The organism is Enterococcus sp. 3H8_DIV0648 (assembly GCF_002140655.1).
In the GTDB taxonomy this organism is placed as follows: Bacteria; Bacillota; Bacilli; order Lactobacillales; family Enterococcaceae; genus Enterococcus_A; species Enterococcus_A hulanensis.
In genome coordinates, this window is sequence record NZ_NGLG01000001.1 from 2,353,301 (window position 1) to 2,375,344 (window position 22,044).

Genomic DNA, 22,044 nt, shown 5'->3' on the forward strand with positions numbered 1-22,044 from the left:
GCTAAGTAGGTTGGTAACCCTGTGTGATTCTTTCTGGATAGGGCAGCTTTCTCTAGGTCTTTTTGTTCATCCCACGTTAATGCGCGAATGGGTTTCTTTCGCATTTTCGGTAGTTTTAAGAATCGAAACGGATTTTCTTTTAGGTACTCTTGTTTTTGGGCTTCGTATAGGCATTGATTGGCGACGCCTAGAATGACTTGCATCGTTGATACTTCCAGCCCTTTTTCTGTCCATTGATTGACAAGGTATTTCCCATTTTCCAGCTTTAGTTCGTTGAGATCGTATTCTCCAATATAGGGAAAGACGTATTTCGTCAACTTATAATAGTAAGAAGTGTACGTCGCTGGCTTTATTCCTTGTTGAATTTCATTCAGCCATTGGCGTCCCCACTCTTCAAAAGGGATACAAACATTGCCATACAATTCTTGACGTGTATTATAGTAAGCTTTCATTGCATATAATTGGCTTCGCACTTCACTGAAGGTTTTTCCATAGATGTAGCCATATTTGATTCGTCCGTTTGGTTTGTATCCTTTCTTGTAGCGTCCTTCCCAACGTCCATCTTTTCTTTTATAAATATTTTCGCCTCTTCGCATAATTCGCTCCTTATTTTTCTTCTTATTTTGACGGCTCAATTGACGGTCAATAACTAGATATTTTCTTTCGTTTAGCTTACTTCTAACTGAGTTTTATCGAAAAATTTAATTGCAAAACATTAAATTTGCTCTTTTAAGGTGATTTTCTCAAAATATATTGATTATTCTTATCCTATATTCTATAATTAAATCAAATCAGTTCGTTTTTTTGTTAATTAAAAACCTAATTTGACGAAATGATGTTCATGTTTTTAAATAAACTATGTAAAAAAGTTACATAGAAATAATGTTTTAGTCAAACGATACCCCTTACATAAGAAAAAGGCGTCCACTCAGATTTTAATGAGGGGACGCCTTTTTTTTATGCTGAATAATGTCATTTTAGTTATAAAAACGAACGTGCTTCTCCTTTTTTTGTTTTCTAATTAATAACAAAATTATTAGCGATTTTCGATTTTCTTTATTGGGCTGTTGAAATTTTCGAAATTCTTAAATTCATTTTTGTCGTATCATTTATTTAGAAATATTAAATAATAATTGTTATTAGGAGGAGTTACTATGGATGAAATGAATCAACAAGAAGCTTTAAATGACAGACAGTGGTCGCAATTATGGGAGCGCTATCTTGAGGAGGCGATCGTATTCGATCCGTTGACTATTCATGAGATCAACTGTATTGTTCCCATTCCAGATAGAGCAGGTGTCTTGATCTTCACGGATACTGAGATCCATTTCAGCAGCGTCAACGCTGTGAAAACCTTGCATCGCTTTTCTTCAGCACACTCATTTTCTGATTATGAAGTCTTATCTATTTGTCTAAAAAAGCTGGGGCATTTCGGGAAATATAAGATGCCTTGGGCGTGTCCGTTCTTTGCACTATTTCCACTCGAGGGAAAAGACCAGACGATCTGGCTCAACCCTATCAAGCTTTCCAACGTCTTTAAGGTGGATGAGCAATTCTTCGCAGAACTGACGAATGGACTCTGTCTGGTTCTGCCACTCCACTACCGCCGCTTCATTGAACGGGCGGAGATCGCTTGTCTGGTCTTGGCAACGATTCGTCGCGGAATGTTACACTATGGTATCGATGGAGAAATTCCACTAGACTTTTTATATTTACCAAACACCCCTTTTGCGAAGAGCTTGAGCAAGCGTGCTAGTCTGAAAGAATTTCGAACACCACTTGGCGAGATCAATCGCCTGTATCAACAGACCTACTCCCTCTACCATTGCGAACCCTTGATGTACGATCCAGATGATAGTGACCATATTGACTGGCTTTAGATTGAACAAAATAGCTGAACGCTTGAGTGATCGAGTGTTCAGCTATTTTTCTGTCTTTCTTCGCATTTTTAGGTAAAAACTTTTAATTATAACTCAACCTTCTTTTTTTCTCAAATTGCAATTTGGCTCGTACCCCCCTCAATTTGGCAGCTTTTTTGCCGAAATCGACCATTTTTGCTCCAAAACCTGCCAAATTGGGGGGAGTAGCTGCCAAATTCAAATTCGCATTCTTTTTTGAAATCCTTTATCTTTTAGTCACCGGCCGGAACAAAAGAAAATGTGGAGGAAAACGGATGATTCAAAAAGTCAGTAACAAATTAAAAGTCCAGATCGATACACCCAATGAGGAGAATTTACAGAATATCAATTTTCAACATGTCGTAGATCAACCAGATGAACATGCGGTATTGAAGCTCGGTGAGATCATGACCACCTTATCACCAGAAGGCAGCACTCTGGATGGCGTTTTATTAACCAGTCAAACACGCTATACAAAGTAAGTGATTAGAGCGAACAAAAAAATGATGGAGGAAAACAGATGTTAAAGCTAGTCGCAAATTTTAAAACCAGCGGAGGAAATAGTCAGACTTGGAGCCTTCCAAATCCAGATACGACCAATACCCCTGCTGAACTTAAAGGGCTGCTAGATCAAATCGGTCCGCTAGAGTTATTCAGTAAAGACGGCAATAACCTCTACGACACCGCAGAAAGTGCGAGTTTCGTAGAAATCAATGAAACGATTCTTTTTTAATCGTTGAAGCTTCAGAGGGCGGTGAATATCTGCCGCCCTCACTTATACATAGATCCGAGGATTGATTTATCCCAGAAGACTTGCGCAAGCTTCTGAAACTAAAAAAAAAGGAGAATATATTATGAACGAACAACCATTTACATCTAAACAGCTTTTCAGCTTAAAGAAGAACACCCTTGAAAAACGCATCGACTCGTATTTCAGAATCTCTGGTGATACGGATAGTACCGTGCAATATCTGATGGCACTCAATATCCGCGAGCGCCTAGGAGATAGCGAGTTTCACTTGATCTTACAGGAGCTGGTACAGTATCTATTTACCCAACGAAAAGTAACTAAGATCATCAAAAAATTCTTTTTCTATTTTAAGGACTACTTCTCATCCAAGGAATGGAAATACTTGAATCTGCGGGTCTTCCCTGTCCGCCAATATGCCGAAAAATCGATCAACGCTGTGCGCAGTCGCTTCTCTATCAGTAACCTATTTGGCGATCAAGAAGCACAAGTTGAATGAATCGATTCTTAAAAAAAGAAAGAAAGGAAGGAAAACTATGTACGCTGTAAAAACCATCAAAACAAAAAAATTAGTCTCAACTTTTTATAAAAGCAACGGCAAGAAGCACAACCTAACCGTCAAAAATCCAACAGTCGAAAAATCTGCCGAAGAAATTCGCGAAGCTTTGGCGTTATTAACGACCTTAGATATTTTTGAAGAAGAAGACGGCGTGAAGACGTATGCGGAGGTAGATACCTGCAAATATGTCGAGACCGTTAAATATATCCAGTTTGACAAGGAGCATCCTGTCGAAGCTGCCGAACCGTTTGTTGCACCGAAACCAGTTGAAGTCCCTGCTGCCACTTGTTCAAAACCGAAGTATGAAAAATACGTGGATTTAGCCTGCCCGCCTGCCTTGGAGAAGCTATCGAAAGAGAACTTAGAGTCCAATTTTGACGCAGTTAGATTACCAGAAATGGCACCTATCACTGATTCTTCTGAATCAACTGTGTCTCAGCCGCCAAAAGCGGAGTCTGAGGATGTTTCATTGCCACAGGAGCCGATCTCTTCGCCAAACAACAATGACGGTCTTCTCAAACGAAAGCTGTCCCGGCTTTGGCGCAGAAAAAGTAAAAACACCGGCGATTCTTCATGAAGGTCGAATAAATAAGCAGCTGCCCCTCACTTACGCTGTCACCCTCTCATTCCGGAAAAAGAGGTGCTGCAAGTTAAGTGAGCGGGCGTACTCTGCGACATTTGGACGATAATTCCTGTCGGTAAGCTTTCAGCCGTTATGCGGATTTTTTGATCTTATGAATATGAAAAAGCCGCAGCAAGCTGCGACTTGAATTATTTTTGAACGGAGTAAACGTAATGCGGCATCGCTGCTCCGCGATAATGCTTAACGAACTCTCCGCAACGAGTCATGCCGTTTCTCTCGGCGACTTTTTGCGAAGCTGTATTCGTATCACGAATAATCGAAAAAACTTCTTCTGCCTGTAAGTTCTCAAAAGCATAGGTCTTGCATGCTTTCGCTGCCTCAATCGCATATCCGTTATGCCAAAATCCGCGTTGAAATAGATATCCGATCTCCAAAACTTTTTGACCGGCAAAATCTTGCCAAGTTAATCCGCATTGTCCGATCATTTCATCCGTTTCCTTTAGAATGACCGCCCATAAACCGAATCCGTCACGTCGATAATTTTCAATCTGTTTATCCAGCCAATTTTGAACCTCTTTATCATCGAAGGCTCCTTCATAGGCATACATCGTTTGTTCATCCTGCAATATTTTCCTTAATGAATCACTATCCGCTTGCCGCAGCTCACGAAGATACAGTCTTTCCGTCTCAATCATCATTTTACTCCTTAAAAAAGCTGCACCAAGTATACTCGGTACAGCTCTGTATTAAATATCTTTCGGTACGTAAAAACTACGATTATCTAAGCCAAAAATGCGTTCCGTATAGGTTCCCGGCTCGGCATTTTTCACAGCACTGGACATCATTTGCATCGAGGCATCGATGTTATCGATTTGATGCAGGATCTCGGCTTCCATGATGCGCGGACGCACTGGTGAGCCGTATTCTAAAAGTCCATGATGAGACAAGACCATGTGGCGCAAGACCACGATATCCTCATCCGCGTCATTGATCTTCAACTCAGCGCAGGCCTTCGTGATTTCTTCGTCTACTAAAACAAGGTGTCCCACAAGGTTTCCGACTACTGTATATTCAGTTGAAGAAGGACCGGTCAGCTCGATCACTTTGCCTAGGTCATGAATGATGATTCCCGCATACAGCAGCGAGTGATTCAGCTGCGGATATTCTTTCGCGATCGCCTTGCCTAAGCGCAGCATCGTTAAGGTATGGAAAGCTAGTCCGCCTGCAAAAGCATGGTGATTGCGCTTCGCCGCTGGAAATTCGAAAAATTCCTTTTGATACTTGTTCAATAAGAAACGGACGATCCGATTCCAATGAGCGTTGGTGATCTCAAACAGCGTCTGATTGAACTCTTCTTCCATCTCCTCGCGTTTGATCGGTGCGCGCTCCATGTACAATGCTGGATCATTTGGTTCTTCTGGCTTGGTGGTACGCAGATGCATGATCTTGACCTGCGGATTGCCTTGATACATTTCCCGTTTGCCGGTTAGTAAAACGACTTGTCCGGCCTTGTAGCGTTTGATCTCTTCTTCTGATGCGTCCCAAAATTTGCCATCCACTGTTCCAGAAGTATCTTGGAAAGTAAACGCGATAAATTTTTTTCCGTTTTTGGCTAGACGGACATCCGCATTTTTGATCAGTACATACATTTCAAACTGCTCGTCGACGGTTAATTCTTTGATTTTTTTCATCGTTGGACTCCCTTCAATTCCCAGACTGGCTGGTGAAGCTCTTGGTAATAGCTTACCATTTCTTGGTCAGATGACAAACAAATGACTTGATAATTTTGACTAAATTGCTGTAATAATTTAGCGAATTGATATTTTCGCTGATGATCGTAATGCAGCCAGCCGTCATCAATGATCACTGGACACAGCGGATGCTTCTGCTGCAATGCAAGATAAGCAAAGCGAAAAGCCATCATGACCTGATCCTTGGTTCCAGTTGAGAGGTTGTAAATACTCAACTGATCCACTGTTAACAGCCCCTCTGAAAAATCCAATCGGCTATGGGCATTATTGGTCAACGCTTGGAAATAGCTCGTTGCCTGCTTCAATAATTCCGGTAATTGCTGCTCGGATAATTCCGTCGCAATATCCTGCAGGAGCTGGTTCTCCAATTTGGCTGCCGCATAATCTGTTGTGAGCTTTTCAACTAGTGCTCGTTGCTGACTGGCTTGCTGATAGAGACTATCTAGTGTACCGTCGGCTTGCATTTGCTGGATCTGCAGGCGTGAGCGCTGCTCTTGTTCCTGCAGCTGATGAAGCTGCATTTCGCCGGCTTGAATCTCTTGTTGTAAGATACGCAAGGCGTCTTCGATTTCTGCAAGTGTCGTTTCTTGTTCAAACAGCGGCGCGACGCTCTCGGTCAGTTCTCTTAATCGGATTTGCTTTTGGATCACCTCTGATTCCCTTTGTAAAAAGGCCGGAATCTCTGAAGGATAGGCCACCAGTAATTTTTCCAATAAGGATTGATGCTGATCCAACAGCTGTTGTTGCTGCTTTTGCGCTTCATGAATTCGCTGCTGCAGCACGGTATTTTCTTGGTAGGTCTGAGCAAAGCGAATCTGCTCCATTTCCTTGGCGAATTGTTCCAAGGTCGCAAGCTTTTCGGATAGATTCTTTTCATGCAGGGGCAGCCACTCTGCCAAAAATTCAAAGCGCTGTTCCTGCTGCATCAAGTTCTGCCGTAAAGCGGACTGCCGCTGCTGCATTTCTTCTCTTGTTTTTAACTGCGCCAAATAATTTTGGGCCCGCTGGTTGTCTTGCACGACGGCAAACTCATTCTCCGCACTTGAGAGATTTCTTTGGCGTAATTCAGTTTGAATCTGATCGAATAATCGTTGAGAGACTTGCTGGCCTTTAGCGACTTTTTCTGTCATTTCGGCTACTTGACCTTCGTAGACATCAAGCTGTCCCAGCTTTTCCTGCCAAGCATCTTTGTTGGCCGGTTTATTTTGCTTCAGCATCCCGATTATTCCGCACACGGCTGCCACTGCTATCAAGAGATAACGCAATGGTGTCGGCACGAAGAAGGCTCCCACCAATGCTGCTCCGGCTGCGATAAACAGCCACGGCGGATTCTTTTTGCGATTGAACAGTTCAGGATGCTTTTGTTCATAGGCGTTGAGACTAGCCTCTGCTTGATCCCGCTGCTCTTTGACTAGACGCAAACGAATGCTTTGCTCCTCTAGTTTTTTCTGCTGTGCTTGGAATGGCGCGAAAAGTTTTTGGATCGCTTGTTCATCTGTAAATGGCCGCGGCGGGTGCTGCTGCCAGCTTGCGGGAATCTCGTCTACTTGTGCCAGCTTAACTGCGATTCGCTGTTCCTCGTCCAGCATTCGCGTAATCGCGACCTTTTCAGCTAGTAATTGTTGGATTTTATTTTCATTCTCTAAATAGAAATAATAGCGGGCCGACTCTTGATTGCCGCTATGCTGCTGCAATGCCGCGTGTAATTTTTCCTGCTCCTTCATCAATTGCTGATACTCTTGATAGAAGGTCTGAAGCTGTTCTTGCTCCTCTTCACTAGCAGACAAGTGCAGGTCCATTTTTTGCAGGTCTAAAAACTCTGCATAACCAGCCCAGTTCATGCGCTGCTGCTCCAAGGTTAATTGCCGTTCCTGCAAATTCCGGTTCTTCGCGGCTTGCTGCGTGACCGCTCGTTTCTCTTCATCAGCCTGACGAACCAGCTGCTGAAAACCGGCCTCTTGGGCTTCTTTTTCTTTGATCCTTTGCTGCAGGGCTTGATAATTCTGTAGGGCTTGATTCAAGGGTAGTTTACGTCCGCGGGGACGATAAATGCCTTCGTAATGATTCTTCAATCGAATGCGCTGCTCAAATAGCTCATTGCTGCCGGACAAGCCCAAAGAAATCAAGGCTTCATGCAGATTTTCTTCGCTTAGTACATCCAGCTGCTGGAGCTGCTCCTGTTGAAAGGTGAACACTTGGCGAAACAGCTGCTGATTCAAGGGGTAGAGGATTTTTTCCAGCAAGTCTTCTTCTCCTTGCTGTCCATCCTCCAGCCAGACCTTGGCTTTGCCTTTATTCTTTGCTTTATACCGCTCGATCGTCACGGTGCCATAGGTCGGATGAACGATCAGCAGGCGGCCGCCAAAACCGCTGCCGTCATTGGGTGTATAATCCTGACCTTTTTTGCGCTTTGTCGGAAAACCAAATAAAATCGCTTGGATAAATTGATACAGCGTTGATTTTCCCGCTTCATTCAAGCCGTAGACTAATTGATTTTTTGCTTCAAATAGGAAGGTTTGCTGACGCCACTTGCCAAAGCTTGTGATCTCCGCTTTTTTAATCCACATCGGCATCCCTCCTAAATCGATAGCTTTGCAGCATTTTTTCTTTTAACAGTGTCACAGTATCTGCTCTAAATTCTTGATCCATCAAGTGATGCAGCTGAGGATTTTGGTCCAGATCACTTAGCAGCTCGTCAAAAATTTCCGGTGTCTGATAGGTCATGATCAACTGATCGACCAACTCTTTGTCGACGGCTAAATAAGGTCGCTCCATCGGCAGGTCTGCCAAGGTCAATTGCCACAGACAAATATCCTGCGAGACCTCTTCTTGCAGAGCCTCCAATAATTCACCGGAATTAATTTGATAAGCCAGTTCTTCCCCCAAGTTCTCCGTATCGCTGAATTCTAAGTGTAATAGCGTTGGCCTATCCACCATTAACCTGCGAACGAATGGGAAAATCTCCCGCGGCTGACGAATAGTTGCCAAGGATAGTGTCTGCTTCTCCCAGCGCACTGTCTCAACTGAGATCGGCTTAGGGATCAAGTGATTCCCCTCGCTCGCTACTAAGGTCACACCAGCCAGATTCGTTTCTTTTTGGGTATGGCCCTGTGGTGTCCCTGGATAGATCACGTATGGATTCTGCGATAGAACTTGCGGGACATGAATGTGCCCTAACGCCCAATAATCATAGCCCTTTGCCGCTAACTCCGTTAAATGAAACGGCGCATAAGGCATCTGCCCGCCATGATACATGCCGATTTGAAAATCAACGGCTCCTTTGCGGGGAAACTGTTCGATCATCGCAGTATCAATCGTAGGATGCTGATAGCTAAAGCTTGTAATGGCGATCCGCTCGCCGGCATTCGTAGTAAAAGCTTTCGTTTCGACCTGTTCCGCGTCGAAAAGCTGAATATTCTCTGGAAAAGCAAACCAATAACGGTCGGCTTGATAAAAATCATGATTGCCAAAATTCATAAAGACTGGGATCTGCGCTTCCGCCAAACGCGCCATTTCTTGGAAGAAATAACGCTGTGTCTTCAACGTAGGACGATTCTGATGGAACGTATCTCCTGCCAATAAAATGAAATCAACGGCTTCTGCAAGCGCGGCATCTACTATGTTTTCCAGCATCTTCTGATTGGCTGCCGCCAACTGCGTTTGAAAATGCTCCGGCACACTTGTCAGCCCTTCAAAGGAGCGATCCAGATGCAGATCGGCTGCGTGTAGGAATTTCATTCTTTCTCCTCCTAATCGTAGCATTAGAATAAATTTTCAGTTAAACAGCTCTTCAACTCAAAGCTGCACTGATATCCAATCTCGTTTATTTTACCATAAAAAAACGAAAACTTGTTCGTATTCAAATGGACTTTTCCTATTATATGACTGCCATTAGTCGTTGCCGAAAAAAATCCCACCAGCTTCTCTTTCAACTAGTTAGAAAGAAAGTGGTGGGATTGCACTTATCCAGTTTTTATACATAGCGCCAAATACACCAGCTGCCAAAAGTCACAACAGCAAGCACTAATAAAATAGGTCTTAAGCTATATTTGATAAAGCTTTTTCGGACTAGTTCCTGCTTGTTTTTCTGCTCCGCAGCTTTTACAGTCGAAAGTGATTGCTTCGCACTTTTTTCTTCCTCAAGCTTGGCTGTCACAACTATTCGCTGATCGGTAATAGTTGGTTCATCGCAGGTAATCAAAGTCAGCTGCGGCGAAGGTGTATTCGCCAAAACTTCGATGTCTTCTTCGTGTACCTGCTTTTTCTCAATGATCGTGTATTGATAGGTTTTGTCTAAAAGTCGGAGATGGATTTTATCATGTAAAGAGACCTTGGTTAAATTCCCCAATAATAGATCTGAGATTCCTAAATGATGCCCTAAAACTACGATATTATCCTTTTCTATCGAACGCTCAGGGTACATCAGTCCCGCTCCGTAGAGCAGTTCTTGATTGTGAAGCCCTGCAAAAAGCGGCGTCTCAATCTTTACCGACGGAATCGAGAGCTGTCCCACCGCGTCATTGATGTCTTCTTTTGAAGCAGTCAGGTAGCTCTCCGCTGTCGGCAGCTCAATCTTTTCGTTTTCAGATACGGCTTGCGGAAAGACCTTGGTCTCTGTTATTTCCTGCTCTTTTATATTTATGATCGTAACTGTATTTTTGATGATCGGATAGCAGATGAAGCCTGCGCCAATGATGAACAACAAAATAATCAGTAGCTTATGCGTCTTTTTTGTTTGCTTCATTCTTCTTTCTCCAAATGAGTCCAATGATCAAGCCATTGACTATTAATAAAATCAAAATCCCGATCAGAATGTATAGCCATGTGTTGTCTTGTTTTAAGGTGACATCCTTTTCGTTCAGCTCTTTAGCTGTTTTTCCATCAATACGAAAGGCTTTTTTGAATGTCCATTGTTGCTCAAAATGGTTCGTCTTATCGCCGATTTTTTGAGTAAAAGCTCCTTTTGGATTCTCGTTTCCTGAAACAGTCATCGCCAGCTGGTAATCCCCCGGCTCTAATGCCTGTTCTTTTAGTGAAATAGGAAATGAAAAGCTTGAATTAGGCGCGATCTGCAAATCGTCCTTTTCTTCCTTATAAAGAACTTTGTCGCTGCCCTTTTTCGTAATTTGCGCGTTTACTGCGACTTGGTTAATGTAGGTTTTTTGATCATTTTGCAGGTTGGCTAAGATCGTATTTCTCGCATTGATCTGTCCCGGTTTTACGTCATGCAGGAGTAAATTAGGTTGTACTTCCTTTTCATTCTGGCGCATCAGCAGTGCCACGACGTAGGAGTATTCATTTTCTATGGATAGACCTTGCTTATCGCTGCTTTTTGTTTCATTCCTTCCTTCTTCTTTAAATGTAATCCCGCCAGCGATCACACCGTCGAAGGCTTTATCAGGCATTTTGATTTTAAAAGGAACGGTTTGTTCACTCTTAGGTTTTAATGTGATCGACTCAGGGTATTGAACATAATCTTTTAGGTCGTACTCTAAGCTTTTATCTCTGGGCAGGTCATTGTGACCGTATTCCACCACCACATTTGAATTCGTCGTAGCAGTATTTAACGAGATACCGACCTTCACCTCTTTGTCGGTGTCGTTTCTAAGATTGACATTGGCTTCTGACGTCTGATTGGGTGAAAGCAGCAGGTCAAAATAGGTATTATCTTGATCGATTTGATTTTTTGGTGTGATTGGTGTCACCGCAAAATTAAACTCACTGGCGTTTCCAGCACTGGGATTGACTAGCAGCAAGCCCGCCACCAGAAAAACAAACGCACCGATTGTTTTGATTCCTTTCAATGTAAAGCGCTCCTCTTCAAAATATGTACAAGCTGGGAAACAAGTTCCCAGCTTTGCGGCCTTATTCTGTAATAACTGAATAAAGCATTTATATAAACTTGGCACTAGCATTAGTTTGCAGGAACATCCTCTAGTGACCAAGAGAGCATCCCCTTAAAGGTTCCTGTGCGCTGATACTCCACAGGAATCTCCGTTTGGATTCCTCGTTGGTTCGTGTGATCCAATAATCCGCTTAAATCCGTTTCTGCCTTTTGCTCACTTTCAGCGATCGTGATTGCTGCTGCACCAATTTTTGCGGTGCCGCTATCTGTGACAAAGGATAAGACTTCTGGCATTTCTACTGTTCCATTGGTTAAAGGCTGCGCCTGCTTCAACTGAAGACGCCAAGCACCTTCTTTACGCTCATCCATAATACGCAAGCCTTGATCTACTTCACCGAATTTTATCAGTGAGGTATTTGAGATTTTATTGGTCCCAAATGACACTTGGCTGGGTGCTTCTGAAATGTACAATTCGCCTGTTCGGTAATAGAAGTAAATATCTTGACTATCTTCGGCAAAAACACCTTCCGCGTTGCCGGAATCATTTTTGAAAACAAAGCCGGCTACATCCACTGGTGATTCCTGATAATTTGCGCCAATTAACCCTGTGATCGGCTTCGGATCGGCGATATCTTGATCAGTGAGCAGATCTTTATAGAAGACCGTGATGGTTTTGTCTTTGGGTTTGGCTACTTTAATTGTTGCCTGATTTGATCTTTGAATCAGCTCAGCTTCTTCGCTGTATTCAAAATTCATCGCCAATACCTCTTCTGGTGTTGTGCCCTGCAGCTTAGCAGTCAATTCAATCGCCATGTCCTGCTCCAGCACTAGGTAATTATACAAATCCAAGGTAATTCGAGAATTGTCTATGGAAATATCTTCCGGCGCAACTTTCTGGCCATCTACCGTCAAGGAACCTTCTTCATACATCAACTTTGGAGGAAGCTCAATACTCACCTGCGGCTGACGGTCTTCTGCAAATTGATGATGTTGAATATTTAATTCATTAGCAACATTCAATTTATTTTTGATGGTAATTTTATCGTTCTCAGCTGCCTCGACTTCTGTTGCAAATTCTCCCTCATTAACACGCAGCTCAGCGAGTGATTGAACATGTGAAGGAATTTGGGTCATGGCAAGGGCATTTTCTTGGTATTTTCCTCCCGTTGATGAAGTGAATCCCCAATACACGTTGGTCGAACCAAATTTTGCATTAAGATCATCCACCGTATAAGAAGCGGAGCCTACCCCTTCTAGGTTATACATCAATTGCTTTGATGCGGCATCCCACTGGACAATTAGCATCCGCCACGTTCCATTGGATAAATTCGTAGGGGCTACGGTCACACCAGAGTGTTCGCCTGAATAATTGTTATTGTTTTCTTTTGGTGTCACAAAGGCTACGTGTCCGCGACCACCAGTATCGCCTCCGACTTCGTCGTCCATTCGATCAGCTGACCCCTGATTTTTATAGGTATCAAACTCAACTGATAATGATTTTCTAAGATACGGCTGGCCGGATCTAGTTGAATAAGAGCCGATCCCCATTCCCGTAGAACCAATCACTTGGTCTGGGGCAGAGGTCATCCGGTCATCATTTGTCAAGGTAAAGGTCATGCCGTCACCGGCGTTTCCTTGCTGATCGCCTAAATACAGATAGCTCTTAAAGGTAAAGTCTGACAGAAGATTGATTGGTTTTTTCGACCAAATAGCGCCTCTTTGCGATTTTGCAGCGGGATTCAGCTGCAACAATCTTCCGCCTTCTAAGATACTCGTGCTATCTCCGATCGGATTTTGAAAGACTTTATCGATGTTGATGATGTTCGGATCATTTGGCAATGCAGCAGCATATGGAGTCGAATAGTCTTGTGACGGCTCCTCTTCTACTGGTGCTTCACCAATGATCTCGGCATCGGGATTTTCAATCGTTTCTTCGGTCGTTTCTTCAGTTTCTGTACTAGTTTTTGTACTAGTTTCCGTCTCTTGGCTGTCCGCTTCATTCGAAACGGATTCTTCTGAGGATTGTTCTTCGGTTGGGTCAGGGCTGACTTTCAGTTCATCTTTTTCCAAGTCTTTAGAAAATTCAGCAGCTGCACTACTGATAACGGGAAAACTTGATGTTATCAGTAATACACTTGCTAAAAGGGTTGCTACTTTCTTTTTGAACATTTTTCTTTCACCCTGCCTCTTTTAATTTTTTGGTACATCCGTTAGTGTCCAGGTTAATTGGGTTTGGTAGTTCACTGCATCTTTTGGTGTTTCGCCGGGAACAGACAGCTTCACGTCTTTTGTTACGTTTACCTTTTGCGTATTGCCATGCTCATCTTGTTCTTCTGCTTCTTCCACTGCACCCCAATAAGTTGCCCAGGTTCCTGCACCTGTTCCTGCTTCTGCGGTGACGACTACTTCAGTCTCGCCTGGAACTAATGAGAGGCTCTCAGCAGCGAGCGGTTTTTGGTCATACAAGATCGTACTTTCAACTGTTGGATTTGCCAAAGTAATCTCTGCACCTTTTAACACATCATTTTCAGTTGGTGTTACTGCCTTTAGCTGCTCTTCTTGTTCAATGGTCAACGTCCAGCCGTGATTGGTTCCGCGGTTATCTGTAATTTGAACATAGTTCGGTGTGTCTTTTTGTTCCCCTTGATACTTTTGGGCTCTGGCAAAATACACCTGATCCTTGTTTGAAATACGGTTTTTGCCAAAATCAAAGCTTGACGCATAGTCAATCGACAACGGTCCCTGCGTTCCCGGATCAGGACCATCAGGATTCGTTGGATCAATCGGTTGAACCGGATTTCCTGGTTCTGGATTTTCTGGATCAACTGGATCGATAGGGTCTGTACTAGGAATAAACTCTATTACTCCATCTGATTGATAGGCTTTCGCTTCTTCTGCATTTGCTTGGCTGGACAATCCAAAAAGCATCGTCAACCCGAATATCCCTATACCAAAAAAATGTTTTTTCATTCGTCGTTCTCCTTTAGCGTTTATTCATTTCCTGGAGTATTTTCTAATGACCAAACTAATTTTGTTGAATATTGTTGTGCTAGTTTTACTGATTCACCGGGAACAGAAAGCTGAACAGCATCCGCATTTGTCGCTTCATCAGAGCCAAAACGATAGACCCACGTCCCTACACCAGTTCCTGCTTTGGCATTAACAGCGACGTTATTGCTTTGTCCGGGTGTCAGAATGAATTCAGTGCTTACCTCAGAAGGCTTGTACTGCTCATTTACAACTGAAGCAACCTCCGCTTCACCAAACTTCAATTGCGCACCGACTAACTCGTCACCTGCCGCTGTTTTGAACTGTTCAGGTTGGGAAATGCCTAGTTTCCAGCCCTCCAATGTTCCTCGTCGATCTGTTATTTGCACATAGGTTGGTTTTTTTGAACCGTCAGACATTTCGTCTGGCGCAGCATAATAAGTTTTATCTGCTGTAGAAATCTTTTGAGTACCAAATTTGAATTTTGAGCCATAGTCGATCGATAAAGCTCCACCAGTTCCCGGTCCTGGCGGGTCTGTCGGATCAACTGGATTGGTTGGATCTGGATTTTCCGGGTCAACTGGCGGCGTCACACCGTCATCCCCTGCTTCAAAAGTAATCGTTCCTTCTGTGTTGTATTCTTTTGGGAAAGTTTCTTCCGCTGACGCTTGGCCTGCGCCTAATGTCAGACCTGCCAATAAAGTGGTTGTAATGAGTAGTAGTGTTTTTTTCATAATGTTCGTTCCTCTTTTCTTTTAGTGTTAAAAATGAGATAGATAAGCCCTGTCCAAAAAATCAATCCTGCATAAAAGTAGATCGAATTAACAGAATCGCCTGTTCTAGGCAGGATCGCTCGACCTGAAGATGAGTAATTTTTTGTGCCGCTTGTTGGCAGCTCCTTACCACTTGTTGATCGATTCGCTTGTTCAGCATTGTCGCTATTTCGTTCATTGTCGTTGTTTTCTTCGTTCGTCTCGTATTCATAAGTACCATAAAAACTGGTTTGCCCATTTGATTTATAGTGCTGCTTTTCAGCCGTTGCCGGTATTGCCTTTATCCCGAAAGCCAATGTCAAAAATACAATGGACAGTGTCCTCATAAGATATTTCAAACGTTGTCCCTCCTTTATTACCAATAAGTCTGTTGCTGACTTAACCATCAGCAGTAAAAATATCTTTTCTTGAATAGATCATCCCAGCAGTATCCTGACAAACATGCGTGAAGAGCCGTCGACTGCTCTGCCGCTGATACAAAAATCCTTCCACAGCCGCCCAAGATAGCGAGCAAAAAAATTTTGTATTTTCATTGAAAAACAAATTAGAAACTAATAAAACATTTTACTAACCGTCTCTCAACTGTTCGCCATGTGTGATATAGTAGCAGTGAAAAGGATTCACTTTCAAATACAATTCATGTACATGTCTAGACATAAAAAGTAAAAATAACAGAGGTGTTGGTAAAATGATCAAAGCTTCTATCCTACGAAAGTTGAACGTGCTCTTTTATATCATCAGAACAGAAGGGACTTCCTTGACAGAACTTTCTGAAAATTTCACGATCCCCAAACGAACAGTCAAAGAGGATTTAAAAACGATCAATGAATTAATGAAAGATGAATTTTCCATGAAAGACTACCTCGTATCCAGTCGCCAAGGCGTCATTTCCATCAATCCTGCCTACCAACAAGATGCTGTTAAAACCGCTTACGGTTTAAAACTTTCCTTACTCAAGAGCCAAGTGATCTTCAATTATTGTGTCCTTCTGATTACTAAAGTTGTCATTTGCAAGGATGAGCTGTTAGATACGTTGTTTATCTCCGAAGCCTATCTCGCCAAATTAACTGCTCAGCTGCGAGAATTTCTGCTGCCGTATGAGATCGAGATCACGATTGAAAATGACCAGTATTCTTTAACCGGAAATGAATTGGTCGTGCGAATCTTCTCCTATATTTTCTTGAAGGACAGCTACCAAAACATCGAATGGCCCTTTACAGATATTTCGCAGGAGGATATTCGCAAAGGACTGCCTGAAAAAGTTCTGCGGCTATCTCCAACCTTCTCGAATACGAAGCGCAGCTCTCTTTATATCCTGCATCAAGTATTGCGTTCCCGGTATGACCATCAGCGTTATCTAAATTTTGAAAGTGATCCGGCGATCGATAAATTGATCGAGCTAATGGTAGAGCATTATGACAGCGCTTATGTGTTGCACACAGGCGGCTATGGTGAAATTCCGCAAGAACACTTTCAGCAAGAGCTGCTATACTTCAATTTTGTGCGACACTTTTTAGCGTCTGATTCTATCCCTTATCGAACAAAAGTTGAGCTTGGCGAGGTTTTCAGCCAAACGGACGATAAATTTTGTCAACTTTCCAATAAAATCTATAAAGCGTTTCTCACGATCTCAAAATTTCCAATCTCTGAGGAAGGAAGCTATTTGTATCATTACTATTTAACGATCTTTAATATCATTTACGCCTTGTTTGAAAAACGCTTTGAGTATTTTCTTGATCTTCTTTTGCCGAAACCGACGTTTCATTTAGATACCAATACCGAATACATCGCCAAAATCCGGCAAGTAATGGTAGAAACGATCTCCGATGACTATCAGGCCAATTATCTTAGCAGCCTGCTCTACTCGCTTTCTACCTCAGAGGATCAAATAAAAATCAGAATCTATTTGCAGATGAACAAGGATTTCACAGCGGTCTATGTCTTGAAAAATCGCTTGCGCGCCCTGTTTAACTCAGAGAATATCTATATCTCAGATAATTATTCTCTGGCTGACATTGTTGTGACCGATTCTTTAGAAGAAGTCACCGAGGATAACAAATCCATTTTTTACTTTGATTCCGTCAACAATGAAGACGCTTGGGAACACCTGCTGATCCTGATTCGCAGGACCTATATAAAAAAAAGATTTACGAAAATCGGCTAACTATATTAAAAAAAGGGTTCAAAATCACTTCTGCGATTTTGAACCCTTTTTTTGCGACAACGACAATTAACAAAAAAACATCTTGAAGCCAAAAATCAATAAATGATTTTTGAACTCAAGATGTTTCCTTTTATAAGCTACTACGGGTCGCAGGCTTACTCCTGCTTATTCAATTCTTTGACCTTTTCCAAGACCTCGCTCGGACCTAAATAGGTTACGACGATTTTCCCAGTATAATTCCGCTCGGCTTTGCCTTGATACGATTGCAAAAGAGTATGCAGTTGAGAATTCGGCGAAATTTTAGTAACCATATCTGCATTCAGTTCGACTTTTTCTTCACTCGTTTTTAGTATCGGGGCTGTCTCACCAATTTTTGTGACTGTCGAAGGTTCGCCCAGCTTCACTTTTTCCAAATCAGAAGCCTGTTCGTCTGCGTCTTTATCAACGGTTTCTTCATTTTGATCCTTAACAGTTCCAGCATCGCCTAACTGAACTTGCAGTTCAGCAGGATTCTCCAAGTACACTGCCGCATAGCTTGGCATATCCGCTAAATCACTCACGTCTGTCTTCAATGATTCCCCGCTGTATAACTGGATTGCGTAAATGCCCTCTTTTTCCAATGGCAGCTCATGCGTTTTTCCATCGTAGTTTGCTTCGAAGATGATTTCAGGTTGAGGTTCCATCTGTTCAGTTTGAGATTCAGCTTCTTCAAGTTGTTTTTCAGAATTTTCGGTAGTAATCGTTTCTTTTTCTACAGGCTCCTCCGGTTTTGTCAGCTCTGATTTTCTAGCGCCAGAGGGTGGATCCATACCTTTAAATTTTGTATCAGTCACACTAATGACGTAAGTTTTCTTATCTGTATACTTCGCCAATGAATAGCTGGTTAAAGTCAGCATGCAAAGAAATAGTAAGGTCAGGATTACTTTATTACGCTTCATTTCATCCGTCCTTTCTAGTCTATCTGTTCAAAAGTCGGCACCAAATTGATGTATTTATCTGAAAGATAGCCATAAGGTTTTCCAGTATCTGGGTTAATTGCTGAATTATACTCAGCACGGCCGTCGTGATATAACAAAACAGTACAGGTATACGTTTGTTCTGCGGCAGAAGGATAAATGATGTGCGACAATAAATCACTTGTTGCCGGATCATTCACTGTGATGTTCACTCCGTCGCTGCCTGTTAGTTGAGCAGTTTCAACCTTCAAAGGTCTGTCGGTTTCTGAAATATCCTTTTTCATCGTAAACTTAACTGCTGTTTCCGGTTGGATCTTAATTGTAAAAATCACTTTTACTTTTTCCTGAACGTCCTTATCATTTCCGCTGATGGTGTTAATTTCATACTTATTCATACCTCCATCCGCCCATTCGTGCAGGTTGGGAGATAATGGGGCTTTTAAGTTGCCAGCTTTATCAACTTTTTGAACCTCATTGTCTATCTTATAAGAAAACTTAGCGCTCCTAGCGCTATCTGATGAGGCATAGATTTCAGAAGTGTATTTGGCACTGGTCCAGCCAATACTGATACAAGTCAAACAAGCTAGTGAGAAAAGATAGCGATAAATTTTATTAGAATTCTTGAAGCTTAAAAAGAACTCTTTGATCTTTAACTGTTTCATCGCCGCTTTCCTCCCTTACTATTTTTTCCTTGAATCAAAGTAAAACATGGCTAAAAATAATCCAATTACCAAGAGCATTCCCAAGGGCGAACCCACGAAGCGAATACCGTATCCTACTAATGGAATCGTCAAAACCACTTTACCGAAAATTTGTTTTGAAACAATTGGCGGATCTTCCGTATTATTCGCGTCCCCTTGTGTCACAAACTGATTCTCCGTTTTTTCAACGATTCGATGAGTCGTTGCTCGGGTATCCCCTTCTTGAATAAAGGTAATCACTTGATCCTTTTGATAGTGTGCCTGTTTCTGAACGACCACCAGATCGCCCCACGATAGTGCCGGCTCCATACTGCCAGAAGCAATCACCGCATATCCATAACCAAAAGCCATGGGAAAACGTTCATGCTTCACATTTCGTTGATACAAACTATAGATGTTAAAGCTTAAAATCAAAACTAAACATACAATCATCAGATTCTTTAATATATTCCAAATTACTCGCATTTTTCTCTTCCCTTACGAACTCGCCAAACTATGTAGATAAACAGCACAATCAGAATCCCCATCACAATACTGGATTTGGCAATAAATTCCCCAGTTTGCGGATATTGACGCCACAGCTTCTGTTTAAAAAAAGCTGCAGAATCTTGTGCCAATGTATTTTGAACCGGCTCTTTCGCTGCATTATTTTGAGTGTTTCCCTTAATATCGGCCACTTCTTCATCAGTCTCCACTATTACATTCAACGTCAACCGATAAATCAGCTCTTCCTTCAACGCCCGCTCGCCAAAGCTGGTATCGTTTTTGTCCTTATCCCGTTCAAAAGGCCATTGCCACGTCAAATCAATCGTCTCACTCTGCCCCGCAGCTAATTTCCGTTTGTAATCTAATGGAAAAGTCGCACTCCACAGACTCCAAGCATTTTCGCTGCCCTTGATCCACGGACCATTAGTGACTCGCAATTTAAAATCTAACGGAAGCTCCTGCTCATTTTCATCACGACCAATCACGATATATTCTATCGGCTGCTCGTAATCATTATGGATCGTAAAAGAATAATAGCCGCTGGTACCTGGTGCAATCAGCTTTTCACCATCAGCTGTCGGACTATCAACCGTTCGCTCAAGAATCGTCGCAAAAATATTGGCGCTGGTCATCTCGCCGGGTCTCCAACGTTCTCCGTATTGATCTTCTATATAAACATGATCTTCTAATGCCGCTTCAGCAGAACTAGGAAAAAAGGCGAGAATAAATGTGACAACAACTAAAAAGAATAGAACTATCCTCTTATAGGGATAGTAAACTCGTTGATCTTTCATTTTTCCTCCCAAATCTTAAATAGAGCCGTAATGCTTACAGACACTTTTAAGGCTTTCAATCTCTCCAAAGGCTGCCTAAAATAGACAGCCTTTGGAGAAGCTGAAAGCCAGCTTCTCCAAAATATTAGTCGACTTGGACTTTTTTAACTGAAATTGGGATTTTGAAATTCGGGACTTTAGTAGGATCAGTACTTGCTGCATTTTGTCCGACTAAAGTATCATAACCATCTTCTCTATCATGCTTTAGCTTATTATCATCTGCACTAAGACCCGGATCATCCACTTGTTTAAATGGCCACTCCCACTCAATTGTAATTTCCGAATCATCAACAATGTTCTGGATTTCCGCAGAAGTACTCTTAGGATAAATCACATCTGTCCCGAGTTTTCCCAGCTCATTTCGTAGCGCTACAACCTGTTTTTGTCCATCCTCATACTGCTGTGCTCCTCCAGATAATCCATCATAAACTACTGAACTACCTTTCGTAATTTTGAATCTCAGAGGTAACCAACCATTATATTTTGAGGTTCCATCATACAAAACGTTCCACCCCATATTCTGTGTAACGCCAGTATTCATATCTATATGAATTGAACCATTACGATAAAACGGAAGTGAATACCAAGAATCCTGTCCTTCAAGTTCAAACACATACTTAAATGCAACTTCACTTTCTTTTACACTGTTTGCATCAATTTGAATCGTTGCTGACCCTTTCGTCCCTGGAGCAATTACCTTAGTCCCCTCAGTATCCCCCTGAACTGTATTTTTCTTGTTAGTTTTATTATCAGCATCCCACGCACCTTTTGTATTTCCTGCGCCCTCATCCAGATAAGAATCGGCAAATAAATCAAAATCACTAACTTTTTCACTCACATACCACTTCGCAACTCTCGCGCTATCACTTGCCGTTCCAATCTCACTCGTATACTTCGCCAATGTGCCGCCCAATAGACTCATGGTTATCAGCACCGCACCAAATAGTAAAACAGCCGTTTTAACTGATTTATTGTTCTTTCGTTCAATTTTTGTTTTTTCTTCCATCATTCAATCTCCTTTTTATTTATTTTTTCTTCTTCGCGTCGGGTCAACCGTTTCGCTACGAAGTCATAGCTTAAAAGCATTAGTATTGGGATTCCAATACAGATCAGCATGCCAAGCGGAGTTCTGGAGAATAAGATCAAATCCCCAACCTTTGGTACTCGCAGCATGTATTTGCCAATGATATTTTTCTTTTGAACTGGATCTATATCTTCAGTATTATTGGCGTCCCCTTTAGTAGTAAAAGTGTTCGTCGCTTCGTTATAACCAACGATCCTATGGATAATCGCGGATTGATTGTTTTTAAACATAATAATATCGCCGACTGCCAGCTTGTCGACGTTCGTTTTTTTCGTGACGACCATATCTCCAGCCTTGATCGCATCGGATTTACCAGTATTCATGGAATCGGTCACCACTGCCATCGGCGCATACCCCATCACCGTTGGAATCTCTTCTGGATTCAGACTGCCTTTGACGATAATCACAAGATTTGCTATTAAAATCGGGATCAGCAATATAGAAACCACAATAGCAACTCCGCTAGTAATCCGTTGAAGCGTTGATTTCTTGCGCTTCGTTTCAGAGTTCACTTGATAATCGACCTCTTTAGATTGAATTTCCAATTAGATATCACCTCATTATTTTCATTTAAAATTTTCTAAAAAAATTCATTTGCAATTAATATTATAATGTATTAATTAAAATTAGACAATCTTTTATTGAACTATTAATTATTTGCACGCTACTAATAAC

Annotated in this window: 22 protein-coding genes and 1 pseudogene; 6 read left to right on the forward strand and 17 right to left on the reverse strand. The window is 42.1% G+C overall.

Features of this window, described 5'->3' with window-relative positions; translation table 11 throughout:
* Positions 1–596 (reverse strand): annotated as a pseudogene (locus A5875_RS10730) (site-specific integrase); the annotation flags it as partial.
* Positions 597–1,154: 558 nt separating this feature from the next.
* Between A5875_RS10730 and A5875_RS10735 the strand changes: the two are divergent.
* The 5 genes from A5875_RS10735 to A5875_RS10755 all read left to right on the forward strand — a co-directional run bounded on the left by A5875_RS10735 (position 1,155) and on the right by A5875_RS10755 (position 3,782).
* The gene (locus A5875_RS10735; RefSeq protein ID WP_242551249.1) at positions 1,155–1,880 is read left to right on the forward strand and encodes a hypothetical protein; all 726 of its coding nucleotides are present in this window, start codon (positions 1,155–1,157) and stop codon (positions 1,878–1,880) included.
* A gap of 293 nt (positions 1,881–2,173) precedes the next feature.
* Entirely contained in the window at positions 2,174–2,380 is a 207-nt protein-coding gene (locus tag A5875_RS10740; protein WP_088933592.1) for a hypothetical protein, read from the forward strand.
* Positions 2,381–2,418: 38 nt separating this feature from the next.
* A complete protein-coding gene (locus tag A5875_RS10745; protein ID WP_088933593.1) occupies positions 2,419–2,631 on the forward strand; it encodes a DUF2922 domain-containing protein in 213 nt (70 codons plus the stop codon).
* Positions 2,632–2,752: 121 nt separating this feature from the next.
* Positions 2,753–3,145 carry a hypothetical protein gene (locus tag A5875_RS10750; protein ID WP_088934676.1) on the forward strand — a complete coding sequence of 131 codons (393 nt, stop codon included), beginning with the start codon at positions 2,753–2,755 and terminating at the stop codon, positions 3,143–3,145.
* A gap of 37 nt (positions 3,146–3,182) precedes the next feature.
* Positions 3,183–3,782, forward strand: a complete 600-nt coding sequence (locus A5875_RS10755) for a DUF2922 domain-containing protein (RefSeq protein ID WP_176244660.1) — start codon at positions 3,183–3,185, stop codon at positions 3,780–3,782.
* A 194-nt stretch (positions 3,783–3,976) separates the two neighbouring features.
* On the opposite strand, the gene A5875_RS10760 is transcribed toward A5875_RS10755, so the two are convergent.
* From A5875_RS10760 to A5875_RS10805, 10 genes are all read right to left on the reverse strand, one after another.
* Entirely contained in the window at positions 3,977–4,486 is a 510-nt protein-coding gene (locus tag A5875_RS10760; RefSeq protein ID WP_088933595.1) for a GNAT family N-acetyltransferase, read from the reverse strand.
* A 48-nt stretch (positions 4,487–4,534) separates the two neighbouring features.
* Positions 4,535–5,479 carry a 3'-5' exoribonuclease YhaM family protein gene (locus tag A5875_RS10765; RefSeq protein ID WP_088933596.1) on the reverse strand — a complete coding sequence of 315 codons (945 nt, stop codon included), beginning with the start codon at positions 5,477–5,479 and terminating at the stop codon, positions 4,535–4,537.
* Positions 5,476–8,106 (reverse strand): ATP-binding protein, encoded by a 2,631-nt coding sequence (locus A5875_RS10770; RefSeq protein WP_088933597.1) that lies wholly within the window; start codon positions 8,104–8,106, stop codon positions 5,476–5,478. Before A5875_RS10770 ends, A5875_RS10765 begins: the two co-directional genes overlap by 4 nt.
* On the reverse strand, positions 8,096–9,277 hold the full coding sequence (locus A5875_RS10775) for a metallophosphoesterase family protein (RefSeq protein ID WP_088933598.1): 1,182 nt from the start codon (positions 9,275–9,277) through the stop codon (positions 8,096–8,098). The genes A5875_RS10770 and A5875_RS10775 overlap by 11 nt, the downstream gene beginning before the upstream one ends.
* A 235-nt stretch (positions 9,278–9,512) precedes the next feature.
* Complete coding sequence (locus tag A5875_RS10780; RefSeq protein WP_088933599.1) at positions 9,513–10,283, reverse strand: class A sortase; 771 nt, start codon at positions 10,281–10,283, stop codon at positions 9,513–9,515.
* The gene (locus tag A5875_RS10785; RefSeq protein ID WP_422851554.1) at positions 10,258–11,343 is read right to left on the reverse strand and encodes a DUF916 and DUF3324 domain-containing protein; all 1,086 of its coding nucleotides are present in this window, start codon (positions 11,341–11,343) and stop codon (positions 10,258–10,260) included. The genes A5875_RS10780 and A5875_RS10785 overlap by 26 nt, the downstream gene beginning before the upstream one ends.
* Before the next feature lie 110 nt (positions 11,344–11,453).
* Positions 11,454–13,553: a lectin-like domain-containing protein gene (locus A5875_RS10790; protein ID WP_088933601.1), complete on the reverse strand. Its 2,100-nt coding sequence runs from the start codon at positions 13,551–13,553 to the stop codon at positions 11,454–11,456.
* 21 nt (positions 13,554–13,574) lie between these two features.
* On the reverse strand, positions 13,575–14,354 hold the full coding sequence (locus A5875_RS10795) for a WxL domain-containing protein (RefSeq protein ID WP_088933602.1): 780 nt from the start codon (positions 14,352–14,354) through the stop codon (positions 13,575–13,577).
* A gap of 20 nt (positions 14,355–14,374) precedes the next feature.
* Entirely contained in the window at positions 14,375–15,106 is a 732-nt protein-coding gene (locus A5875_RS10800; RefSeq protein ID WP_088933603.1) for a WxL domain-containing protein, read from the reverse strand.
* Positions 15,103–15,483: an LPXTG cell wall anchor domain-containing protein gene (locus A5875_RS10805; RefSeq protein ID WP_088933604.1), complete on the reverse strand. Its 381-nt coding sequence runs from the start codon at positions 15,481–15,483 to the stop codon at positions 15,103–15,105. The genes A5875_RS10800 and A5875_RS10805 overlap by 4 nt, the downstream gene beginning before the upstream one ends.
* 419 nt (positions 15,484–15,902) lie before the next feature.
* Here A5875_RS10805 and A5875_RS10810 point away from each other — a divergent pair, with 419 nt between their 5' ends.
* A complete protein-coding gene (locus A5875_RS10810; protein ID WP_176244661.1) occupies positions 15,903–17,309 on the forward strand; it encodes a helix-turn-helix domain-containing protein in 1,407 nt (468 codons plus the stop codon).
* A gap of 155 nt (positions 17,310–17,464) precedes the next feature.
* Here the strand turns inward: A5875_RS10810 and A5875_RS10815 are convergent, their stop codons facing one another.
* The 6 genes from A5875_RS10815 to A5875_RS10840 form a co-directional block, all read right to left on the reverse strand.
* Positions 17,465–18,247, reverse strand: a complete 783-nt coding sequence (locus A5875_RS10815; RefSeq protein WP_088933606.1) for a hypothetical protein — start codon at positions 18,245–18,247, stop codon at positions 17,465–17,467.
* Between the two features lie 14 nt (positions 18,248–18,261).
* Complete coding sequence (locus A5875_RS10820; protein WP_088933607.1) at positions 18,262–18,927, reverse strand: hypothetical protein; 666 nt, start codon at positions 18,925–18,927, stop codon at positions 18,262–18,264.
* An 18-nt stretch (positions 18,928–18,945) separates the two neighbouring features.
* Positions 18,946–19,431, reverse strand: coding sequence for a signal peptidase I (locus tag A5875_RS10825; RefSeq protein WP_088933608.1), 486 nt, complete (start codon positions 19,429–19,431; stop codon positions 18,946–18,948).
* On the reverse strand, positions 19,422–20,246 hold the full coding sequence (locus tag A5875_RS10830; RefSeq protein ID WP_088933609.1) for a COG1470 family protein: 825 nt from the start codon (positions 20,244–20,246) through the stop codon (positions 19,422–19,424). Before A5875_RS10830 ends, A5875_RS10825 begins: the two co-directional genes overlap by 10 nt.
* A 124-nt stretch (positions 20,247–20,370) precedes the next feature.
* The gene (locus tag A5875_RS10835) at positions 20,371–21,294 is read right to left on the reverse strand and encodes a hypothetical protein (RefSeq protein ID WP_141108294.1); all 924 of its coding nucleotides are present in this window, start codon (positions 21,292–21,294) and stop codon (positions 20,371–20,373) included.
* Positions 21,291–21,914 carry a signal peptidase I gene (locus tag A5875_RS10840; protein ID WP_088933611.1) on the reverse strand — a complete coding sequence of 208 codons (624 nt, stop codon included), beginning with the start codon at positions 21,912–21,914 and terminating at the stop codon, positions 21,291–21,293. The genes A5875_RS10835 and A5875_RS10840 overlap by 4 nt, the downstream gene beginning before the upstream one ends.
* Positions 21,915–22,044: the final 130 nt, after the last annotated feature.

Excerpts from the sequence above, each read along its gene's own strand:
- A5875_RS10735 (WP_242551249.1), top strand. The coding sequence starts at position 1,155 with ATGGATGAAATGAATCAACAAGAAGCTTTAAATGACAGACAGTGGTCG.
- A5875_RS10740 (WP_088933592.1), top strand. The coding sequence starts at position 2,174 with ATGATTCAAAAAGTCAGTAACAAATTAAAAGTCCAGATCGATACACCC.
- A5875_RS10745 (WP_088933593.1), top strand. The coding sequence starts at position 2,419 with ATGTTAAAGCTAGTCGCAAATTTTAAAACCAGCGGAGGAAATAGTCAG.
- A5875_RS10750 (WP_088934676.1), top strand. The coding sequence starts at position 2,753 with ATGAACGAACAACCATTTACATCTAAACAGCTTTTCAGCTTAAAGAAG.
- A5875_RS10755 (WP_176244660.1), top strand. The coding sequence starts at position 3,183 with ATGTACGCTGTAAAAACCATCAAAACAAAAAAATTAGTCTCAACTTTT.
- A5875_RS10760 (WP_088933595.1), bottom strand. The coding sequence starts at position 4,486 with ATGATGATTGAGACGGAAAGACTGTATCTTCGTGAGCTGCGGCAAGCG.
- A5875_RS10765 (WP_088933596.1), bottom strand. The coding sequence starts at position 5,479 with ATGAAAAAAATCAAAGAATTAACCGTCGACGAGCAGTTTGAAATGTAT.
- A5875_RS10770 (WP_088933597.1), bottom strand. The coding sequence starts at position 8,106 with ATGTGGATTAAAAAAGCGGAGATCACAAGCTTTGGCAAGTGGCGTCAG.
- A5875_RS10775 (WP_088933598.1), bottom strand. The coding sequence starts at position 9,277 with ATGAAATTCCTACACGCAGCCGATCTGCATCTGGATCGCTCCTTTGAA.
- A5875_RS10780 (WP_088933599.1), bottom strand. The coding sequence starts at position 10,283 with ATGAAGCAAACAAAAAAGACGCATAAGCTACTGATTATTTTGTTGTTC.
- A5875_RS10790 (WP_088933601.1), bottom strand. The coding sequence starts at position 13,553 with ATGTTCAAAAAGAAAGTAGCAACCCTTTTAGCAAGTGTATTACTGATA.
- A5875_RS10795 (WP_088933602.1), bottom strand. The coding sequence starts at position 14,354 with ATGAAAAAACATTTTTTTGGTATAGGGATATTCGGGTTGACGATGCTT.
- A5875_RS10800 (WP_088933603.1), bottom strand. The coding sequence starts at position 15,106 with ATGAAAAAAACACTACTACTCATTACAACCACTTTATTGGCAGGTCTG.
- A5875_RS10815 (WP_088933606.1), bottom strand. The coding sequence starts at position 18,247 with ATGAAGCGTAATAAAGTAATCCTGACCTTACTATTTCTTTGCATGCTG.
- A5875_RS10820 (WP_088933607.1), bottom strand. The coding sequence starts at position 18,927 with ATGAAACAGTTAAAGATCAAAGAGTTCTTTTTAAGCTTCAAGAATTCT.
- A5875_RS10825 (WP_088933608.1), bottom strand. The coding sequence starts at position 19,431 with ATGCGAGTAATTTGGAATATATTAAAGAATCTGATGATTGTATGTTTA.
- A5875_RS10830 (WP_088933609.1), bottom strand. The coding sequence starts at position 20,246 with ATGAAAGATCAACGAGTTTACTATCCCTATAAGAGGATAGTTCTATTC.
- A5875_RS10835 (WP_141108294.1), bottom strand. The coding sequence starts at position 21,294 with ATGATGGAAGAAAAAACAAAAATTGAACGAAAGAACAATAAATCAGTT.